Origin of the sequence: Isoptericola sp. NPDC056618, assembly GCF_042792715.1 — a bacterium.
Lineage (GTDB): Bacteria > Actinomycetota > Actinomycetes > Actinomycetales > Cellulomonadaceae > Isoptericola > Isoptericola nanjingensis.
In genome coordinates, this window is sequence record NZ_JBHTVZ010000004.1 from 217,158 (window position 1) to 236,448 (window position 19,291).

Consider the following 19,291-nt stretch of genomic DNA (forward strand, 5'->3'; position numbering starts at 1 on the left):
AGGCCGACGGTGCCACAGTTCCGCGCTGCTGGCGACCCTCCGCCCGGACGCGTCAGCGGCGTCCGACGACGTCGGCGACCGCGGGCCCCATCTGCGGCCAGGAGAACTCGAAGCCGGCGGCGGTCAGCTTCTCCGGGAGCACCCAGCGGCTCTTGAGCACCAGCTCGGACTCGTTGCGGAGCGCCCAGAGCGCGGGCTCCAGCAGCCAGCGCGGGATCGGGAGGCCCACCGGCATGCCGACGGCGCGGCGCAGCTCTGCCATGAGGGTGCGGTTGTCGCTCGGGTACGGTGCGGACAGGTTGACCGGCCCGCCGAGCTCGTCGTGGGACTCGAGGAACCGGATCGCGGCGAGCACGTCGTCGACGTGGATCCACGAGAACTTCTGCCGGCCGCCCGAGCGGTGGACCGGCCCCGGGCCGCCCGTCGGCTCGTCGCCGATGCCGCGGTAGCGGCGGTGCGGGAACCACCAGCCGTCGTGCTGCGGCCCGCCCACGCCGAGCCGCGCGATCCGGGCCAGCAGGTCGGACGCCGGCCCGCCGAGCACGATCGCCATGCGCAGCGCCACGCGGCGCGTGCCGGGCAGGTCGCCGGCGAAGAGCTCGCGCTCCCAGCTGCGGGCGACGTCCACGGAGAAGCCCGTGCCGAGCTCGCCGTCGGACTCGGTCTGCGGTCGGTCCGCCGCGTACCGGTAGATGGTGGCGGTGCTCGCGTTGAGCCACAGTCGTGGGGGCGCCGTGGCCGCCGCGATCGCCTCGTGCAGCGCCCGCGTGGTGGCGACCCTCGAGCGCAGGATCTCGTCGCGGTTCGCCTCGGTGTACCGGCAGCCGACGCTCTTGCCCGCGAGATTCACGACCAGGTCGGCGCCGTCGACGACGGCGGCCAGCGCCGCGGGGTCGCCCCAGCGGGCCTCGGGACCCGTGCGCCCCACGCGGGCGACGTCGTACCCGCGCTCCGTCAGGTCGGCCACCAGCCGGTGCCCGATGAACCCGTTCCAGCCCGCGACCACCGCACGTCCGCGCATCGTCATCCCTTCCGTCGACGTCGGGCTCGCCGTAGTAGGCCCGCATGGCGACGCCGGCGCCGATCGAGATCAGTATCTCGGCCTGGCGCGCGGCCGGACCCAGGACTGCGGCACTCGCCCCCTGCGCGGGTCGTGACGCGCAGGGGGCGAGCGACGGAGAGTCAGGCGTGCTTGCGACCTGTGGCCCACGACCAGATCGCCACGACGATGATCGACCCGACGAGAGCGAAGCCCCACGTGCCGAGGTCGAAGAACTCGTCGTTCACGCTGGTGCCGAAGACAGCCGATGCGATGAACCCACCCACGAGCGCGCCGACGATCCCGAGCAGCAGCGTGACGATCCAGCCGCCCTTCTGCGCCCCCGGAACGATGGCCCGGGCGATCGCTCCCATGATGAGCCCGATGAGGATCCACCCGATGATGCTCACGACGATCTCCTTTTCGTTCAGGAAACAGAACTTCACAGCAAAACGCACTTCTGCGTCGGGCCGGGACATTTCCACGGGTCTTCGTGGCTCGCATCCCGAAGGGCACGTGGCGAAGGGCACACGGCGGCCTCGCAGGTAGCCGGGGGTTTCGCCGCGCGTGCTGACGGTTGGGGCGCTAGCGTCCTTCGCCGGACCGGCGACCGGCGACCGTCCGGCTCCTGGACGTCGCCGACCATGATCTCCGCTCGGCACCCAACGTCGACGACCGCTTGCCGGCGAGGGAGGGCTCGGTCTGCAGATCGCGCAGCGACTCTCCCCGGACGTGGGTCGGTACGCCACCCGTCACCGCGTGCGCGCGGGCCCCCAGCCGAGCCCCCACGACCGTTCCCGGGCCTCAGCAGGCAGAGCAAGAGGCCCCCTGGCTAGGGTTTCCGCTGATCAGAGGGCCTCTCTGGTGGTCGGGGTGACAGGACTTGAACCTGCGACCTCTTCGTCCCGCAGGCAATCCGACGCCGGGCATTGGTCTCGGTTCGTTGTTGTTCTGCGGGTTGGCGTCCGCCGGCGTCCCCTGGTGGTCGCGGCGGTAAGCCCCCGGTTGCGCCCCCAGCGCGTCGTCTCGTGGAGGTGGGGACATGGGAGGGCGATGAATCGGTAGCGGAGCACGGGAGGCCGAGCCCGCGCGGCGGAGCCGCGCGCTTGAGTCAGTAAGGAAAGTTCTCACGCGACGACGTGAGCGGGCGCCTGAATCTGCGCGGCACGTCGGTGTCCCGACGTTGGAACGCCGCGAGGTCCACGGGGGTGTGCCTCGACGAGCAGCACACCCCGAGGGCTTCAGAACCAGATGTTTCTGACGTGCACCAGGACCGGGTTCGAAATCTCCGCGACCCATCGATCAGCCCCATGGGTGCTGCCCTCGATCGGCCCACAGGTAGACGGGACATCGCGCCCAGTCCGCTGGGTATGTGCACCCGACCCCGGTCTCCCCTGTACCCCATACGCAGGTATGGGTCTGTGCCGTGCCTCGGCTGGCTCGACGGTGGGGCTCCACCAACCACAAGGAGGAGTCACATGTATCAGTCGGCAGTGGCACAGTCGGGCGGCGCACTTGCCATGACCGGCGCGGTCGCCTCGACGTACATGGTGATCGGGGCGTGGACGCTGGTTGTCGCGGGCCTCGCGCTGGTGATGACGGCCCGCGTCCTGCGACGCAGGGCTCAAAGGGAAGGGCGATGACGTCTCGGGGGTCGGCGGCCCGTTCGGCCGCAGGCCCGATCACACCACGAGTCACGGTCCTGGTGCCCGCCCACGACGAAGAGGAGGCGCTGCCGCGCACATTGCGGTCGTTGGCGGACCAGACGCTGCGCCCCGGCCGCGTGGTCGTCGTCGCGGACAACTGCAGTGACGCCACCACGGACGTTGCCCGCGCCCACGGCGCAGATGTCGTCGAGACGAGCGGCAACCGCGACCGCAAGGCCGGAGCCCTGAACCAGGCGCTGCGACGCGTTCGGACCGACTTGGTGCTGGCGCTGGACGCCGACACGACGATTACGCCCCGGTTCGTCGAGGACGGGCTGCGTCTCCTCGATTCCCGGCCCAGCCTTGGCGCGGTCGGTGGGGTGTTCGAGGGGGAGTCCCCTCGTGGATACCTGCGGGGCTGCCAGGCCAACGAGTACGAACGCTACGGCGTCCAGGTGGACGTCACCCGGCGTACGAGCGTGCTCACAGGCACCGCCGCGCTGATCCGGCGCGAAGCGCTTGAGGAGGTCGCGCGCGAGCGTGGTAGCCGGCTCCCCGGGGTCGCGGGCGACGTCTACGATCGCGCCGCGATCACCGAGGACAGCGAGCTGACGCTCGCGCTGCGGACGCTCGGCTACGAGCTCGCGTCGCCGTTGTCGATGCGCTGCACGACGGAGCTCATGCCCAGTTGGCGAGACCTGCACCGGCAGCGGGTTCGCTGGTACAAGGGCATGCTCGACAACCTCGCGGCCTATGGTGTGACCCGTACGACCCTGCGGTACCACGGCCAGCAAGTGATGCTCACGCTGAGCGCGATCATGCTGGCCACGCTTGTCGGCCTCACCGTCCTTGCCGTGGTGACCGGCACCTTCCAGTTGGTGCCGTTTTGGCTCGCGATCGGCGGGGTGTTCCTGGTCGAGCGCCTCACGACCGTGTGGCAGGCCGGCTGGCGAGCTCGCGCCCTGGCGGCGGGGATTCTGCCTGAGTTGTTCTACGACCTTGCCTTGCAGCGTGCGTACCTCCACGCGGTGTGGCTGCACCACACGGGGCGGGACGCGGGCTGGCATCACGTCACCACCAGTGACGACGGGAGGGCCCGCGTGCCCGTCAGTACCGGACGCGCTGGCGCAGGCGGGTAACCAGTTCCGCACGCCCGTCGATCCCGAGCTTGCGGTAGACGCGGTTCAGGTGGTTCTCCACGGTCGACGTGGAGATGAGCAGCCGGCCGGCGATCTGCTGGTTGGTCATGCCGCTCTCGACCAGGAGCGCGACCTCGCGCTCGCGTGCGGTAGTGCCGTCCAGCGCGTCGATCTCGTCGATCGCCGAGACCATGGCGTCGGGGAGCAGGTCGTCCGCCCGGACCTCGGCGACCAGCCTCCCGGCCTCGTCCTCGTCGCCGCGGGCTCGCAGGCCCCGAAGGGCGTGGTGCAGGGCGCGCGCGGCGTACAGCCCCGCGCCGTGCCGGAGCGCGAGCCGGTACAGGCGGAGCGCGGGCGCTGGGTCGTCCCCGACGATCACTTCGGCGAGCTGGGCGAGCGCCTCAAGCCCGAGGGAGTGCGAGCCGTCGAGCATGTCGCGCACACGGCGGGCCCGCTCGCCGTCGGGCATGGCCTCCAGGGACAGGACGCCCATGGCGGCGGCCGCGACGGTGTACCCGCGCTCAGCAAGCACCTCCGCCTCCTGCCAGAACGCGTCCGCCTCCCCCCGCGGGTCTGCGGCGGCCATGGCGGCGGCAACGCCGTCGAACCAGCCGATCGACATGAAGGGCCAGGGCCCGGGCAGCCGGGACACGCCCCGCGCCTGCCGCGCGAGCATGCGTGCCGCCTCGGTTCGGCCCTGCCGGAGGGCGACGAAAGCGCCGATGACCAGGTTGCCGACGGCGAGCTGTGCCTGACGGGCGGGGATCAGTCCGAGCGACAGCACGGTGCCGACGTGGTCGCGTAGCTCGTCGAACCGCCCCGCGAGAGCCAGCGCGAACGCCTTGACGTATCCGTGCGCCCACAGGCCCTCAATGTCCTGTCCGGCCATGGCCTCGTCCATATGGCGTGAGGCCCACGCCAGGCTTCCCCGGGCGTCGCCCGTGAGCAGCAGCGCGAGCCCACGGGCCACAGCACGAGGCCGTGCCAGGACGGAGAACTGCGGCTCGAGCGCGTCGTCGGCCAGCCGCGCTTCCGGCTCCAGGTCGCGGAGAATGCGGACCGCGTCGTCCGCGCTGCCAGTGGTGACGAGGGTCTCGGCCTCGACCAACGTCCGCAGGGTCGTGACGACCGGCCCGCCAGCGCAGGCAGGGATCGGGTCGGCCGGAACCTTCTCGAGGGTCAGCCCCAGGCGCCGCCCGAGCAGCTCGAGGATGTCGGCCGTGTCGGGGTCCGCCGCCATCACTTCGGTCGGCAGCGGGCGGCGCAGGCTCGCCCGGGCCGCGGGCATGTCACCCTCGAGGATCGCCAGCTGGATCGCGGCCAGTGAGCGGAGCTGCACCACGGCCAGCGGGTCCCCGACCTCCGGCGTCTCCGCGACGATCCGCTTCGCGACCGCCTGGTTCGCGCCGACCATGAGGAGTGTCTCGAGGTAGCGCGTCGCCGTGGTCGGCGTGGGCTCGTCCCGCCATTCGGCTGCCCGGACCAGCTGTAGGCGCGCCGCCTGCTGCGCGAGGTAGCGATCGAGCACCACCGCGCGCTCACGACCCTCCACCGTCGAGAAGCTCTCCACCGCGTGCGCGCGCCGCAGCGCGCCCTCGGAGCTGATGGCGGCGGCATCCTCGGGGCTCGCGTCCTGGCTGAACGCCTCCTCGATTTCTCGGGAGAGACGCATCATCACCGTGTCGCGTCCGGCATGCCGCAGGTGCTCCGCGATGAGCGGCGGGTAGAGCCCGACGAGCGTCGTGCGGCCCTGTGGCAGCGTGCGCAGGAGACTCCTGGCGTCGAGTTCCTCCAGCACCGACCACGGCACGATCCGCCCGGCGGCCGTCGTCGAAACCGGTCCCGTGAGCGCGAGGGACCGGACGGCGTGCAGGGCCGGGCCCTCGAGCCCGACGAGCAGGTGGTCAACCACCTCGCCCAGGTCCGGCGTCCAAAGCTCGCCGCGCGCCCGCCATGTGCCGTCGACCTCGACGAGCCGTTGCCCCCGCCGCGCCGCCCGCACGATGGCGTCGGCGAGGCCCGGCATCCCGCCGGACTTCGCGTGGACGCGCCCCGCCGTGGTCGCCTCGATCGGACCGCCCAGGAGGCTCTCGGCCAGCTGCGCGGTCTCCTCGTAGCTGAGCGCCGGCACCGCCATCCGGACGACGGGGCTGACCGCGGCGGAGAGCGACGCCCGGCCTTCCTCCAGGGTGGCGTACGGGCGGGTGGCAGTGACCAGGGGGAACGGCCGCCGCCCCCATGCCGCGACGAGCGCCCCGATCGACGACCGGTCCAGATCGTCCGCATCGTCCACCAGCAGCACGAGGCTTCGGTCCTCCGCGAGCTCGTGCACTGCGGTGACGTACGTGGCGAGCAGGGACGGGCCCCGGACAGGCCGCAGCCGCCCGAGCTCGCTGACCGCCAGTGCCTCGAGGTCCTGGTCGCGCAGCGCGAGCGCACCCCGGAGCCGCACCACCCGGTGTCCAGCATCATCGAGCAGGTCGCCGGCCCGGGAGAGGAGCGACGTGCGCCCGGAGCCCGGGAGCCCCGTCAACACCACGCTGCCGCCCCCGCGCACCTCCCGCACGATCTCGGTGGTGAGCTCTTCATGGAGCTGCGGCAGGGACATGGCATCACCCTATGAACACGAGAACCCCACCGCGCGAGGAGGCATCACGCATCCTGCAGGCCTTCTGCGAGGCCGGCGATGACCCGCTCAACCCCCGCCGCCCGTGAAGCCCAGCACCCCGGCCGACAATGCCTGACTCCCTGCGACGTGCGATGCCGGGAGACGGGCGCACTCCTCAGGCGTAGGCCCCCCGGTCAAGCCCCCAGCGGCCGTTCCGGGTTCCAGCGGGCAAAGCAAGAGGCCCCCTGGCCAGCGTTTCCGCTGTTCAGAGGGCCTCTCTGGTGGTCGGGGTGACAGGATTTGAACCTGCGACCTCTTCGTCCCGAACGAAGCGCGCTACCAAGCTGCGCCACACCCCGAAGGACCTGCTCCCACGCCGCAGGACCTACGTCCTCGTGCGGAAGCCTGCTCAGAATAGCCGACGATCCGGCCTGGACGAAAACGAGATCCGGCTACCGGGCGGTGAACGTGAGCAACGTCGCCTCCGGGCGGCACGCGAAGCGCACCGGGGCGTACGGCGAGGTGCCCGCGCCGGCCGACACGTGCAGCCACGCGGAGCCCGCGCCGCCCGTCTCGTCGGGCCTCGGACCGGGCCAGCCGTGCAGGCCGCTGGCCCGTCGCCGGTCGATGTCGCAGTTGGTGACGAGCGCGCCGACGCCCGGCAGCCGCAGCTGCCCGCCGTGCGTGTGACCCGCGAGGACGACGTCCGCGCCGTCGGCCTGCATCCGGTCCAGCACGCGCCGGTACGGGGCGTGCGTGACGCCGAGGTGCAGCACCGCGTCGTCCGGCGTGCCGCCGGTGGTGGCCGACGACGGGGGGAAGTCGTCACGGTCCAGGTGCGGGTCGTCGACGCCCACCAGGGACAGCAGCCGGCCGTCGGCCTCGACCGTGTCGCGCCGGTTGGTGAGGTCCCGCCACCCGGCGGCGACCATCGCGCCGGCCAGCTCGTCGGAGGGCAGCTCGGCCGGGCGGGTGTGCACGATGCGGGTGTCGCGCCGCAGGTACCGCGCCGGGTTCTTCGGCACCGGCGCGTAGTAGTCGTTCGATCCCATGACGAACGCGCCGGGCGCCGTCGTGAGCAGGGGGGTGAGCGCCTCCAGCAGCGGCCCGAGCGCGTCGCGGTGGGCCAGGTTGTCGCCGGTGTTCACCACCAGGTGCGGCTCGTACTCCGCCAGCGACTGCACCCAGGCGATCTTGCGGCTCTGCGACGGCGTGAGGTGCAGGTCGGACACGTGCAGCACCCGCAGGTCGGGCTCGCCCGCCGGCAGCACCGGAACCGTGGCCCGGCGCACCGTGAAGAGCTTGGTCTCCAGGTGGGCGTAGCCGAGTCCCGCGACGCCGGCGGCGACGAGCCCGCCCGCGACCTGCCAGCCGGGGGTCAGTTGTCGCCCCAGGCGTCGCCGAGCGACTCCCAGTCACCGTTCTGGACGGCGTCCCAGGCGGCCGCCGCGTCGGCGCGGCCGTTCCCGTTGCCGTTGCCGCCGCGGTCGTTGCCCTTGTCGCCCTTGGGCTCGTTGCCCTTGTCGCCGCCGTTGTCGCCGCCGTCGTCGTCGCTCGTGTCGCCGCCGTCGTCACCGCCCGACGAGGGCGGCGGGGCCGTGACACCGATCATGGACTGGTCGGGAGCGCCGAAGCTCTTCACCGGGACGTCCTGGATCGCCTTGTCCATGTACTCCTTCCACGCCGGGGCGGCGATCGTCGAGCCGTACAGCACCTTGTAGTACTGGCCGTTGACGACGTTGCCCTCGGTGTGGTCCTCCATCGGCTTGTCGGCGTTGCCGACCCACACGGAGGTCGAGAGGTTGGGCGTGAAGCCGGTGAACCACGTCTGGGCGGAGAGCTGGGACGTTCCGGTCTTCCCGGCGACCTGACGGCCGTCGGCCAGACCGCCGAGCCGCCGCGCGGTGCCGTCGGTGAAGACCTTCTCCATCGCGTACACCACGGTGTTCGCGACGTTGGACGGCAGGGCGTCCTTGTCGCACTTGGCGTCCGGGACGTCGTACTCCTTGCCGCCGGGGCCCGTGATCGCGGTGATGGCGACGGGGGAGCAGTACGTGCCGCCCGAGGCGAGCGTCGCGTAGGCGGCGGCCTGGTAGAGCGGCGTCGACTCCTGGGTGCCGATGATCATCGGTGCCTGGATGTCGATGTCCTTCTCCTCCGGGGACGTCACCACGCCGCCGTTGCTGTCCTTGTGGACCGAGCGGGTGGGCCGGAACCCCATGTCCCACGCGGTGCTGCGCAGCTTGCAGAGGTTGAGCTCGTAGCCCATCGACGCGTAGGCGGTGTTCACGGACTCGTACGTGGCCTGCAGGGCGCTGATGTACCCGCGCCCGCCGCCCTCGGAGTTTCCGGGCTGCCAGGTCTCGGGGCCGAGCCACTGGACGCACGGCTTGGTCTGGAAGTTGCCCACCACGCGGGTGACCTCGTTCGCGTTCACGCGCTCCGACAGCGTGTGACCCTCCTTGAGCCACTCGGCCAGCACGAACGGCTTGAAGTTCGAGCCCACCTGGAAGCCACCGGACGCACCGTGGGTCGGGTCGGCCGCGTAGTTGACGCGCGTGGTCCCCTCCTTGCCCTCGGAGGGCGTGTAGGGGATGTTCTGCGCCATCGCGAGGATCTTCCCCGTGCCCGGCTCGACGGACGCGATGGCCGACTGCAGGCCGCTCGAGTCACCGGCGGGGACGGCGTTCTTGACCGCCTTGGCGGCCGCCTTCTGCTTCTTCGGGTCGAGCGTGGTGTGGATCTCGAGGCCGCCGCGGTACAGCAGCTGCTGGCGCTCGGCCTTCGTCTCGCCGAACACCGGGTTGGTGACGATCTCCTTGGTCACGTAGTCGCAGAAGAACGCGGAGTCCGCGGCCGCGGCGCAGCCGATCTCGGTGGGGTTGACGTCGAGCGACTTCTTGATCGGCGTGTCCTTGGCCTCGTCGCGCTCCTCGGTGGAGATGTACCCGAGCTTCCACATGTTCTGCAGCACGAGGTCGCGACGCTCCTTGGCGTCCTTCGGGTTCACCGTGGGGTCGAAGCGGCTCGGCGACTTCGTGATGCCGGCGATGGTCGCGGCCTCGACGATGCTCAGCTCGGAGGCGTGCTTGTCGAAGTAGTAGCGGGCCGCGGCCTCCACGCCGTAGATGCTGCGCGACCCGAACTGCGCGGCGTTGAGGTAGCCCTGCAGCACCTCGTCCTTCGTCATCGTCTTCTCGAGGGAGATGGCCATCTTCGCCTCGGTGAGCTTGCGGGAGATCGAGTCCTCGCTCGCCTTGATGACGCCGAACTGGTCGCCGTCCTGCAGCGCCTGGTCGATGAGCATGTTCTTCACGTACTGCTGCGTCAGCGTCGATGCACCCTGCGTGGCATGGCCGGCCACGTTGTTGGCCAGCGCGCGCGTCATGCCCTGCACGTCGATGCCGCCGTGCTCGTAGAAGCGCTCGTCCTCGATGGCGATCACCGCGTGCTGCATCGGCTCGGAGATCTCGTCCAGCGGCACCACGATGCGGTTCTGCGCGTAGAACGTGGCCAGCAGCTTCCCGTTCGCGGCGTAGATGCGCGACTGCTGCGACATCGGCCGCGGCTCCAGCTCCGCGGGCACCTCGTCGTAGATCGCGACCGTGCTGTCGGCCGCGGCGTTGGCTCCCGCCACCATCGGGATGACCAGCCCGGCGGCGAGGACGCCGCCGACACCGGCCGCGAGGACGAACGCGAGAAGCAGCGCGACGAGCTGCGTCGCCGGCATCGTGCGCGTGATGCGGCGAGGGTCGGATTTGGCCATGCCCACCAGGGTACGGGCTGAGCCTGAGGCGGCACGGCCGCGACGCCGGTCCCGCTGTGCAGATCGTGTGGACCCGTCGTGGGAGCGACGGGACGACGGCGCTCGGGTCGGTCGCTGGTTACGATCGCGGCATGGCTACCACGTGGGAGTACGCGACCATCCCCCTGCTGATCCACAACACCAAGGCGATCCTCGACCAATGGGGGGCCGACGGGTGGGAGCTCGTCCAGGTCGTCCCGGGCCCCGACAGCACCAACCTGGTCGCCTACCTCAAGCGCCCTTCCGGCGGGCAGTGATGAGCGCCTCGCCCGAGGCCCGGCTCGCCGAGCTCGGCATCACCCTGCCCGACGTCGCCGCACCCGTCGCGGCCTACGTCCCCGCCGTCCGCTCCGGGAACTACGTCTACACGGCGGGCCAGCTGCCCTTCGTCGACGGCGCGCTGCCGCTGACCGGCAAGGTCGGCGCCGCCGTCTCGCCGGAGGAGGCCGCCGACCTGGCCCGCACCTGCGCGCTCAACGGGCTCGCCGCCGTCCGCTCCCTCGTGGGCACCCTCGACGGCGCGCGGATCGTCAAGGTGACGGGCTTCGTCGCCTCCGACCCGTCGTTCACCGGCCAGCCCGGCGTCATCAACGGCGCCTCGAACGTCCTCGGCGAGATCTTCGGCGACGCGGGAGTGCACGCCCGCTCCGCGGTGGGGGTGGCGGTGCTTCCGCTCGACTCTCCGGTCGAGGTGGAGCTGGTCGTCGAGGTTTTGTGAGGTTCTGTCCGTAGCTCTTGGTTGCGGACGCGGGTGGGGACGAGGTCCTTCGCCAGGTCGCGTTCACGGGCCCCAGGGGGCCCTCCACTTCGGGACGTCTACGACCCGGCGGAGGACCTCGTCCCCACCCGCTCCTGCACCGTCTCGCGCGTCGCTACCTCAAATCGCTCTCGACGACGGTGGTGACGGCGCGCAGCGCGTCGCGCGGTCCCTCGCCGGACAGGGAGAGGGTCGCGGGAGCTCCGGCCTGGGATCGGCTCGTGCTCGACGGCGACCACGGCCCCATCTTCATCAAGCGGGCGGCCAGCTCCCCGCAGCGTCACACCAGCTCGGCGACAGCAGGTCGCGAGGGACGGGGCTCCCCGGCCGGGGTACAGCACAGGCAGATCCCCCCACGGCGAGCGAGCGTGCCCTCACCCCGACCGCACGCGACGTCGCGCAACCTCGGGCCACGGGGCGGGCGACGACGTCGCGGGGTGTGCGCCGTCGTCGGGCATCAGGGCCGTGAGACGACAGCAGAGCAGGCGGGAGGGGCGTTCTTCGCCGGGTCGTAGAAGTCCCGGAGTGGAGGGCGCCCTGGCGCCCGTGAACGCGACCCGGCGAAGAATGCCCCTCCCGCCTGCGTCAGCGAGCGAGGTGTCGGCCGCAACCGAGGTGACGGCCGCAACCCAGCGACCGAAACCCAGGATCAGCGAGCCCGCCGCTCCAGACGGTCGATGTCGAGCAGGACGACCGCGCGACCCTCACGACGCACCCAACCGCGCGTCGCGAAGTCCGCCAGAGCCTTGTTGACCGTCTCGCGCGAGGCACCGACCAGCTGGGCGAGCTCTTCCTGCGTGAGGTCGTGGGCGACGCGGATGCCGTCGTCGTTGGGCTCGCCGAAGCGGGCGGAGAGGTCGAGGAGCGCCTTGGCGACGCGGCCGGGGACGTCGGAGAAGACGAGGTCGGCCAGGGTCTCGTTGGTGCGGCGCAGGCGGCGGGCCAGGGCGCCGAGCAGGGTGGTGGCGACGCTGGGGTGCGCGGCGATCCACTGCACGAGGGCCTGGTGGCGCAGCTCGTAGACGAGCGCGTCGGACACGGACGAGGCCGTCGCGGTGCGGGGGCCCGGGTCGAACAGGGACAGCTCGCCGAACATCTCGCCGGGGCCGAGGATCGACAGCAGGTTCTCCCGGCCGTCGCTCGACCGACGACCGAGCTTGATCTTGCCCTGCGCGATGACGTAGAGCCGGTCGCCGGGCTCGCCCTCGCGGAAGAGGACGTCCCCGCGGGTCAGCTCGACCGGGACCATGGACTCGAAGAGCGCCTTCGTCTCCTCGGATTCCATGTCCGCGAAGAGAGGGGCGGAGAGCACGACGGTGTCGTCCACAGGATTCCTCACGTGGTTCGTGGGCGGCCGTCCCGGGTCGGGTGCGGTCGTCCGGGGGTTGTCAAGAGGGTGTGTTCCGGTTCTCAGTCTGCCTCACCGCACCAAATCGCGGCACGACGAAGCGCCGGGAGGCGCCGGGGGAGCGTTGCCGGAGCCCGTGTGGGCGGGCGTGGCTACGCTCGCAGTGTGCCGACGAAGCCCGCCTCCTCGACCGCTCTCACGTCCGACGCGACGCCTACGGGCGAGTCGCGGGTCGCGCTGGTGCGCCGCGCGCGCCGCATCGACCGCGAGCTGGCCGTGACGTACCCGGACGCGCGGGCGGAGCTGGACTTCACGACGCCGCTGGAGCTGCTGGTGGCGACGGTGCTGTCGGCGCAGACCACGGACGTGCGGGTCAACGCGACCACACCGGCGATCTTCGCCCGCTACCCGGACGCTGCCGCGTACGCGGGCGCGGACCCCGCGGAGATGGAGGAGCTGTTCAAGCCGCTCGGCTTCTTCCGGGCCAAGACGCGCTCGATCATCGGGCTGGGGCAGGCGCTGGTCGAGCGGTTCGACGGCGAGGTCCCGGCCCGCCTGGACGACCTGGTGACGCTGCCGGGCGTGGGGCGCAAGACGGCGAACGTGGTGCTGGGCAACGCGTTCGGCGTCCCCGGGATCACGGTGGACACGCACTTCGGCCGGCTGGCGCGCCGCTTCGGCTGGACCGACCAGGAGGATCCGGTCAAGGTCGAGCACGAGGTGGGGGCGCTGTTCCCGAAGAAGGACTGGACGATGTTGAGCCACCACCTCGTCTGGCACGGGCGCCGGCGGTGCCACGCCCGGCGGCCGGCGTGCGGGGCGTGCCCGGTGGCGCGCTGGTGCCCGTCGTTCGGGATCGGGGAGACCGACCCGGTCGCCGCGGCGAAGCTCGTCAAGCCGGGGCCGCGGGGCTGAGCCCTGCCGAGCCGTGACCCGGTCTCAGCGGGCGGCGGCGAGCGCGTGGTCGAGCCAGTCGACGAGGAGCTTGCCGACCTCGTCGGGGGCCTCCTCGGGCAGGAAGTGCCCGGCGCCGTCGACGGTCTCGTAGCGGAAGTCGCGGGCGAGCGCCGCGCCGTCGACGGGTGCGTGGCGGGGGGCGAGGAAGCCGTCCAGCTCGCCGTGCACCTGCAGCACCGGGACGTCGACGGGCTCGCGCAGCGCGGCGAGGTAGCGGCGGCCGTCGGGGCGCGGCGTCGAGCGGACCATCCAGCGCAGCGACTCCATCACGGTGTGCGCCGCGAACGGGATCCGCATCACCGTGCGGTACAGGTCGTAGGCGTCGGTGCCGAGGGGGCGCGCGGCGCCGTCGCGGAGCACGCGCGCCACCTGGTCACCGTCGGTGAGCCGGCGCTCGGGCAGCGTGGGCAGCTGGTAGGCGGCGAGCTGGCGGCGTGCCAGCGGGGTGAGCAGCTGGCGGCCCGAGACGTGCAGGCGGGCCGGGTGCGGCGCGGAGACGGCGCCCACGGCCGCGGTCACCGCCGGCTGCAGCCGCGCCATCGACCATGCGGTGATGCCGCCGGTGCCGTGCCCGACGACGACCGCCTTGTCGTGGCCGAGGGAGCGCACCACGCCCGCGACGTCCTGGGTGCCGGTGGGGACGTCGTAGCCGGACGGCGGCTTGTCGGAGGCGCCCACGCCGCGCAGGTCCATCGCCGCCACCCGGTACCCGGCGTCGGCGAGGTGCTCCATCTGGTGCCGCCACGCCCACCAGAACTGGGGGAACCCGTGCAGCAGCACGACGAGCGGGCTGCGGCCGCCGTTCGTCCGGTCGGGCCCGGCGAGCGCGACGTGGAAGCGGGCCCCGTTCGCGGGCACGAGCTCGTGCCGCCAGGGTCCGTCGACCAGGGCGCTGGAGAAGTCGCTGGAGTCCGACATCGCGGTCACCGGTCGAACCTACCCGCTGCGGCGCGCCGGGGCCCGTACAGGCGCGCGATGTCACAGGTTCGTCCGTCGGGCCCGACCCTTCGACGGGCTCAGGTCAGGCAGGCTCGACGGGCGGACCCGAGGCCCGACTCAACCGGCGGACTCGACCGGCACGTCTCCGCCCTCGGCCGGACGCGGCTCCTTGGGCGGGTCGAACCGGTAGCCGACGTTGCGGACGGTGCCGATGAGCTGCTCGTGCTCGGGGCCGAGCTTCGCGCGCAGGCGCCGCACGTGCACGTCCACGGTCCGGGTGCCGCCGTAGTAGTCGTAGCCCCACACCTCCTGCAGCAGCTGGGCCCGCGTGAAGACGCGCCCGGGGTGCTGCACCAGGTACTTGAGGAGCTCGAACTCCTTGTAGGTGAGGTCGATGGGCCGCCCGCGCAGCCGGGCGGTGTAGCCGCCGGCGTCGATCGCGAGGTCGCCGGCGGCGATCTCCTGCGGGCCGTCGTCGACGGGGCCGCGCTCGGACCGCTCGATGACGAGGCGCAGGCGTGCCTCCACCTCGGCGGGGGACGCGGTCTCGAGCAGCAGGTCGTCGGCTCCCCACTCGTGCGTGACCACGGTCAGCCCGCCCTCGGTGAGCACGAGCACGAGCGGCACGGTGAGGCCCGTGGCGTGCAGGAGCCGACACGTGGTGCGCGCGGCGACGAGGTCACGACGCGCGTCGAGCAGGACGACGTCGGAGTCGGGGGCGTCCACCAGGGCGGACGGCTCCATGGGCAGCACCCGGATCCGGTGGCTCAGCAGGCCTAGTGCGGGCAGCACCTCGACCGACCCGCCGGACGCGGGCGTGAGGATCAGCAGCTCGGCCACCGGCACCTCCTCCCGGTCGTCGGACGGTCCGTTCGACAGCGTCCGACAGGTGCGTCCGCCAACGTACCGCGGTGCGGTGTCGATCACACCGCACCCGTCCCGGTCGTGTGACCGGTTCCCGCAGTGTGCCCCGAACCGTGTTGCGGGCGCGTTTCCGATCGACGACCGGACTGTGACGGGCGTGGCCGCGAGGGTGCCGCGACGTGTCGGCGGCGGCTCCCGGCCCGGGCCGCGAGCAGCGGGACGCCGGCCGCCGTCTGCGACACTCGTCGTCGTGACCGTGACCACCCGTGCCGTCTGGACGGCCGTCCTCTCCGCCGTCGTCGCGGCGGCCGCCGCCCTCGACGACTACGGGATCCTGCCACTGACGGCGGTGGCCGGGGTCCTCGTGCTGCTCCTCGCGACCGGCTGGGGCCCGCTGCTGCGGCTGCCCGCCCAGGGCGGGACGACGGTCGTCGTGGCGGTCGCAGGGCTCGGCGCCGTCGCCGTGGCGTGGGCCACCCAGGGCGAGCCGGTGCTGCGGAACGTGCCGCTGGTGCTCGCGATGGCGCTGGTGCTGGCGTTCGTCGCGGAGATGCTGCGCCGCGGCGGGCGGCCCCGGCTCGTGGAGTCGGTGAGCGGCACGGTGACGGGCGCGGTCGTCGCGGTGTGCTGCTCCGGCTGGGTGGCCGCCGGGCGCTCCGAGGCGGGCGCGTCGCTCGTGGTCGTGAGCGCGCTCGGCCTCGCGGTCGCCGCAGGGGTGTCGGCGACGCCGGTCGCGCGCGGCTGGGCGGGCTCGCTCGTGGGTGTGGTGCTGGGCGCCGGCGCGGCGGGCGGGGTGGCGACGCTCCTGCCCTCGATCGACCCGGTGAGCGGCTTGGTCGCGGGAGCCGTGACCGGCCTGGTGGTCGCCGTGCTGCGCCTGCTCTTCGAGCGTCAGCCCGCGCTGACCGGCCGCCGGGCGATGCTGGCCGCGGTCACGGCGCCGGTCGCCGTGAGCGGCATCCTGGTGTTCGTCGTGGGGCGACTCGTCGTCGCCTGAGCCGGCGCGCCGCCCCGCGGCGGCGGGCCCGGCCCGGCGTCACGCCGGGCGCTCGACCACGCCCGCCATGTTGATGGCCTCGCCGGCCAGCTCGATGCGGACCTTCTTGCTCACGAGCACGCCGCCGGCCTCGAGCGGCACGTTCCACACCAGCCCGTACCTCTCGCGCTCGAAGTCGGCCGACGCGCTGAAGCCGAAGATGTCGCGGCCGTACGGGTCGCGCCCGGCCCCGCCGAACTCGGCGTCGAGCGCGATGGGGTGCGTGATGCCGCGGATCGTCAGGTCGCCGTGCAGCACGAACTTCGCCGACGTCTTCAGCGTGCTGGGGGCCGTGTCGGCGCGCCCCGGGGTGCGGCCCTTGAGCCGGGCCCAGGAGAAGATCGGGTCGACCTCGGTGCGCCACTCGAGGCCCGTGCTGCGGAAGTCGATCGTGGGGTAGTTCTCCACGTCGAGGAAGTCGGGGCTGAGCAGGTGCGCGTCCCGGTCCGGCAGGTGGGTGCTGATCGACGCGGCGTCCAGGCTGGCGGCGACCGACGACTGCAGCGGGTCCTCGGCCACACGGATGGTCGCGCTCCCCGACGAGAACTCGCCGCGCACCGGGCTCACCATCATGTGCATCGCGAGGAAGCCGAGCCGCCGGTGCTCCTTGTCGAGCACGTAGTCGCCGGCGGCGGGGATGACGAGGTCGTTCCAGGTCCTGGTGGACGAGGTCATGGATGGTTCTCCGTGGTCGCGACGTCGGCCGGCGCCGGGGGGCGGGCCCGTGGGGCACGTGCGCCCGCCAGCCGGCTCGACGGCGGGGCGTCACTCGATGCTTCAACGTTCAATCTACGGTACGGGGGGTGCCCGGCGGGAGTGCGTCCGCCGACCGGGTGGTGCGCCTCACACGACGGTGCGGGGCGTCAGTAGACGAGCGCCTGGGCCCCCGGTCGGAGCACCTCCTCGGCGAAGACCGCCGCCCCGGCGATGCGGACGCCCGGCAGGACGTCGTCGGGCCCGAGGTCGCGGCGGGCGGCGCACTGCGTGCAGAGGGTGACCGAGCCGGAGGTGAGGACGGCGTCGAGCAGGTCGGCGGCGGGTGCCGCGTGCTCGAGCTCGAGGTCCGCCAAACGGCCCGGGACGGCGAACCACGCCGCCTCGCCGGTGAGCCACAGGCTCACCTCCGCGCCGGCGGCGACGGCCGCGGCCGCCACGGTGAGCGCCTGGTTGGCGGCCTCCGGCCGGTCCGTCCCCGACGTGGTCTTGATCACGAGCGAGCGCGCGGGCGTCGCAGCGGTGGGGGTGCTCATGGGCGGCGACCTTACTCACGCTGACCGACCCGGCGACGGCTGGGTAGGATCGCGGCATGTCGATCCACGCTCTCGAGGCAGTGTTCACCGGTCTGCTGGTCGTCGTCTCGATCACGATCATCTGGTTCGCCGGCTACGTCGTCTACAAGCTGTTCCAGGGCCAGCGCTGATGCCCTTCGCCTTCCCCGAGGGACTCGCGCCCGAGGTCTACCCGCTCGCGTGGCTCGTGGGCCGCTGGCGGGGCGAGGGCGTGATCGAGTACACCGGCATCGACGAGACGCCGTTCGTGCACGACCTCGTCTTCGACCACGACGGCGGCCCCTACCTGCGGTTCGAGTCCACGTTGCGGGTGCGCTCCGCCGCGGCGGCCGACGGCGAGGGCGGTGACGCTCCGGGCGACGACGAGCCCGACACGGTCTGGTCGACGGAGACCGGCTACTGGCGCGTGTCGAGCGACCGACCGGAGGGGCTGGAGGACGACCGGCACGCGCTGGAGGTGCTCGTCACCGACGCGTCCGGCCGCCTCTCCCTGTTCCTCGGCGTCGCGGGCAACGGCCGCATCGACCTGGCCACGGACTTCGTGGCCCGCACCTCGACGGCCGCGGAGGTCACCGCGGCGAAGCGCCTGTACGGCCTGGTCGAGGGGCGCCTGATGTGGGTCGAGGAGCTCGCCGCGTTCGGGCACCCGCTCGGCTCGTACGCCTCCGCCCAGCTCGACCGCGTCGAGAACGACTGAGGGGACCCCGATGGACTCGCCGCTCCTGGCCCGACAGGGCGCCGTGGCCGCCACGGGTGCCGACGAGGGCGTCGCCTGGCACTACGGAGACCCGGTGGCCGAGCAGCGCGCGCTCGCCCGCGGCGGTGCCGTGGTCGACCAGTCGCACCTGGGCGTCGTGCGCGTCGCCGGGCCCGACCGCCTGTCGTGGCTGCACTCGATCACGTCGCAGGACGTGCAGGCGCTGCCGCCGCGCACCTCCACCGAGCTGTTCGTGCTGTCGCCGCAGGGCCACGTCGAGCACGCCGCCGGCGTCGTCGACGACGGCGAGGCCACCTGGCTGGTCACCGAGGGCGACCACGCCGCGCCGCTCACCGCCTGGCTCGAGCGCATGAAGTTCATGATGCGGGTCGAGATCGACGACCTCTCCGCCGAGTACGCGGCGCTGGGGGAGCCCGTCGCCGCCGAGGGCGTCGAGGGCGAGCCCGTGACCTGGTGGGACACCTGGCCGCGCGTCGCGCAGGGCGGCACCCGGTACGGGCCGCCCGAGACGGAGCACCCGGGCCTGGACCGTCCGTGGCGCCTCGTCCTCGTGCCGCGCGCCGACCTGGAGGCCGCCGTCGCCGAGCGCGAGGCCGCCGGGTGGCGCCTGGCCGGCACCTGGGCCACCGAGGCGCTGCGCGTCGAGGCGTGGCGCCCGCGGCTGGCCCACGAGGTCGACCACCGGAGCGTGCCGCACGAGCTCGACTGGCTGCGCACCGCAGTCCACCTGCACAAGGGCTGCTACCGCGGGCAGGAGACGATCGCGCGCGTGCACAACCTCGGCCGCCCGCCGCGGCGTCTGGTGCTGCTCCACCTCGACGGCTCGCAGCACGTGGTCCCCGAGGCGGGCGCCCAGGTGTTCGTCGGCGGGCCCGACGGGCGTGCGGTCGGCACCGTGACCACGGTGGCGCGGCACCACGAGCTCGGACCGGTCGCGCTCGCCGTGATCAAGCGGTCCGCCCCCGAGGACGCCGAGCTCACCGTGGTGGGCGACGTCGGTGGGCAGGAGCTGCAGGTCGCGGCCGCGCAGGAGGTCGTGGTGCCGGGCGACGGCGTCTCGGCCGACCGCCCCGAGGCGCACGGGCCGCTGACCCGCGGCCTCACCCCGCGCGGGCCCGACGCCCCGCAGAGCCTGCTGTGAGCAGG

17 protein-coding genes and 1 tRNA gene are annotated in these 19,291 nt (G+C 72.8%); 7 read left to right on the forward strand and 11 right to left on the reverse strand.

The annotated features are described in order from the left end of the window. Window positions 1-52: 52 nt before the first annotated feature. The gene (locus ACFQ8T_RS08480) at window positions 53-1,021 is read right to left on the reverse strand and encodes an epimerase (RefSeq protein ID WP_430546110.1); all 969 of its coding nucleotides are present in this window, start codon (window positions 1,019-1,021) and stop codon (window positions 53-55) included. A gap of 161 nt (window positions 1,022-1,182) precedes the next feature. Then, complete coding sequence (locus tag ACFQ8T_RS08485) at window positions 1,183-1,449, reverse strand: GlsB/YeaQ/YmgE family stress response membrane protein (RefSeq protein ID WP_429766673.1); 267 nt, start codon at window positions 1,447-1,449, stop codon at window positions 1,183-1,185. 1,229 nt (window positions 1,450-2,678) lie between these two features. On the opposite strand from ACFQ8T_RS08485, the gene ACFQ8T_RS08490 reads away from it, so the two are divergent. After that, complete coding sequence (locus ACFQ8T_RS08490) at window positions 2,679-3,824, forward strand: glycosyltransferase (protein WP_430546111.1); 1,146 nt, start codon at window positions 2,679-2,681, stop codon at window positions 3,822-3,824. Here ACFQ8T_RS08490 and ACFQ8T_RS08495 read toward each other — a convergent pair. The 4 genes from ACFQ8T_RS08495 to ACFQ8T_RS08510 form a co-directional block, all read right to left on the reverse strand. Then, window positions 3,793-6,156, reverse strand: coding sequence for a LuxR C-terminal-related transcriptional regulator (locus ACFQ8T_RS08495; RefSeq protein ID WP_430546112.1), 2,364 nt, complete (start codon window positions 6,154-6,156; stop codon window positions 3,793-3,795). The genes ACFQ8T_RS08490 and ACFQ8T_RS08495 overlap by 32 nt on opposite strands. 558 nt (window positions 6,157-6,714) lie before the next feature. Next, window positions 6,715-6,791: transfer RNA gene (locus tag ACFQ8T_RS08500), tRNA-Pro, on the reverse strand. 93 nt (window positions 6,792-6,884) lie between these two features. Next, window positions 6,885-7,814 carry a metallophosphoesterase gene (locus ACFQ8T_RS08505; RefSeq protein WP_430546143.1) on the reverse strand — a complete coding sequence of 310 codons (930 nt, stop codon included), beginning with the start codon at window positions 7,812-7,814 and terminating at the stop codon, window positions 6,885-6,887. After that, window positions 7,811-10,198: a transglycosylase domain-containing protein gene (locus ACFQ8T_RS08510; protein WP_430546113.1), complete on the reverse strand. Its 2,388-nt coding sequence runs from the start codon at window positions 10,196-10,198 to the stop codon at window positions 7,811-7,813. Before ACFQ8T_RS08510 ends, ACFQ8T_RS08505 begins: the two co-directional genes overlap by 4 nt. A 131-nt stretch (window positions 10,199-10,329) precedes the next feature. Here ACFQ8T_RS08510 and ACFQ8T_RS08515 point away from each other — a divergent pair, with 131 nt between their 5' ends. Together ACFQ8T_RS08515 and ACFQ8T_RS08520 are read left to right on the forward strand one after the other, a co-directional pair. Continuing rightward, the gene (locus ACFQ8T_RS08515) at window positions 10,330-10,494 is read left to right on the forward strand and encodes a DUF4177 domain-containing protein (RefSeq protein WP_139820690.1); all 165 of its coding nucleotides are present in this window, start codon (window positions 10,330-10,332) and stop codon (window positions 10,492-10,494) included. After that, window positions 10,494-10,955, forward strand: a complete 462-nt coding sequence (locus ACFQ8T_RS08520; RefSeq protein ID WP_430546114.1) for a RidA family protein — start codon at window positions 10,494-10,496, stop codon at window positions 10,953-10,955. Before ACFQ8T_RS08515 ends, ACFQ8T_RS08520 begins: the two co-directional genes overlap by 1 nt. Window positions 10,956-11,643: 688 nt before the next feature. Here the strand turns inward: ACFQ8T_RS08520 and ACFQ8T_RS08525 are convergent. After that, the gene (locus ACFQ8T_RS08525) at window positions 11,644-12,321 is read right to left on the reverse strand and encodes a Crp/Fnr family transcriptional regulator (RefSeq protein ID WP_416345052.1); all 678 of its coding nucleotides are present in this window, start codon (window positions 12,319-12,321) and stop codon (window positions 11,644-11,646) included. Window positions 12,322-12,507: 186 nt separating this feature from the next. Between ACFQ8T_RS08525 and nth the strand changes: the two genes are divergently transcribed. Further along, complete coding sequence (gene nth / locus ACFQ8T_RS08530) at window positions 12,508-13,257, forward strand: endonuclease III (protein WP_430546115.1); 750 nt, start codon at window positions 12,508-12,510, stop codon at window positions 13,255-13,257. Window positions 13,258-13,281: 24 nt separating this feature from the next. Here the strand turns inward: nth and ACFQ8T_RS08535 are convergent, their stop codons facing one another. Continuing rightward, window positions 13,282-14,217: an alpha/beta fold hydrolase gene (locus tag ACFQ8T_RS08535; protein WP_430546144.1), complete on the reverse strand. Its 936-nt coding sequence runs from the start codon at window positions 14,215-14,217 to the stop codon at window positions 13,282-13,284. A gap of 138 nt (window positions 14,218-14,355) precedes the next feature. After that, a complete protein-coding gene (locus ACFQ8T_RS08540) occupies window positions 14,356-15,078 on the reverse strand; it encodes a winged-helix domain-containing protein (RefSeq protein ID WP_430546116.1) in 723 nt (240 codons plus the stop codon). A 274-nt stretch (window positions 15,079-15,352) separates the two neighbouring features. Here ACFQ8T_RS08540 and ACFQ8T_RS08545 point away from each other — a divergent pair, with 274 nt between their 5' ends. Then, window positions 15,353-16,099: a hypothetical protein gene (locus ACFQ8T_RS08545; protein WP_430546117.1), complete on the forward strand. Its 747-nt coding sequence runs from the start codon at window positions 15,353-15,355 to the stop codon at window positions 16,097-16,099. A 39-nt stretch (window positions 16,100-16,138) separates the two neighbouring features. Here the strand turns inward: ACFQ8T_RS08545 and ACFQ8T_RS08550 are convergent, their stop codons facing one another. Together ACFQ8T_RS08550 and ACFQ8T_RS08555 are read right to left on the reverse strand one after the other, a co-directional pair. Beyond that, window positions 16,139-16,813 (reverse strand): YceI family protein, encoded by a 675-nt coding sequence (locus tag ACFQ8T_RS08550; protein ID WP_430546118.1) that lies wholly within the window; start codon window positions 16,811-16,813, stop codon window positions 16,139-16,141. Between the two features lie 188 nt (window positions 16,814-17,001). After that, on the reverse strand, window positions 17,002-17,388 hold the full coding sequence (locus ACFQ8T_RS08555) for a DsrE family protein (protein WP_430546119.1): 387 nt from the start codon (window positions 17,386-17,388) through the stop codon (window positions 17,002-17,004). A gap of 169 nt (window positions 17,389-17,557) precedes the next feature. Between ACFQ8T_RS08555 and ACFQ8T_RS08560 the strand changes: the two genes are divergently transcribed. Further along, entirely contained in the window at window positions 17,558-18,124 is a 567-nt protein-coding gene (locus tag ACFQ8T_RS08560; RefSeq protein WP_429766694.1) for an FABP family protein, read from the forward strand. Window positions 18,125-18,134: 10 nt separating this feature from the next. Continuing rightward, window positions 18,135-19,286, forward strand: coding sequence for a YgfZ/GcvT domain-containing protein (locus ACFQ8T_RS08565; protein WP_430546120.1), 1,152 nt, complete (start codon window positions 18,135-18,137; stop codon window positions 19,284-19,286). The last annotated feature ends 5 nt before the right edge of the window (window positions 19,287-19,291 follow it).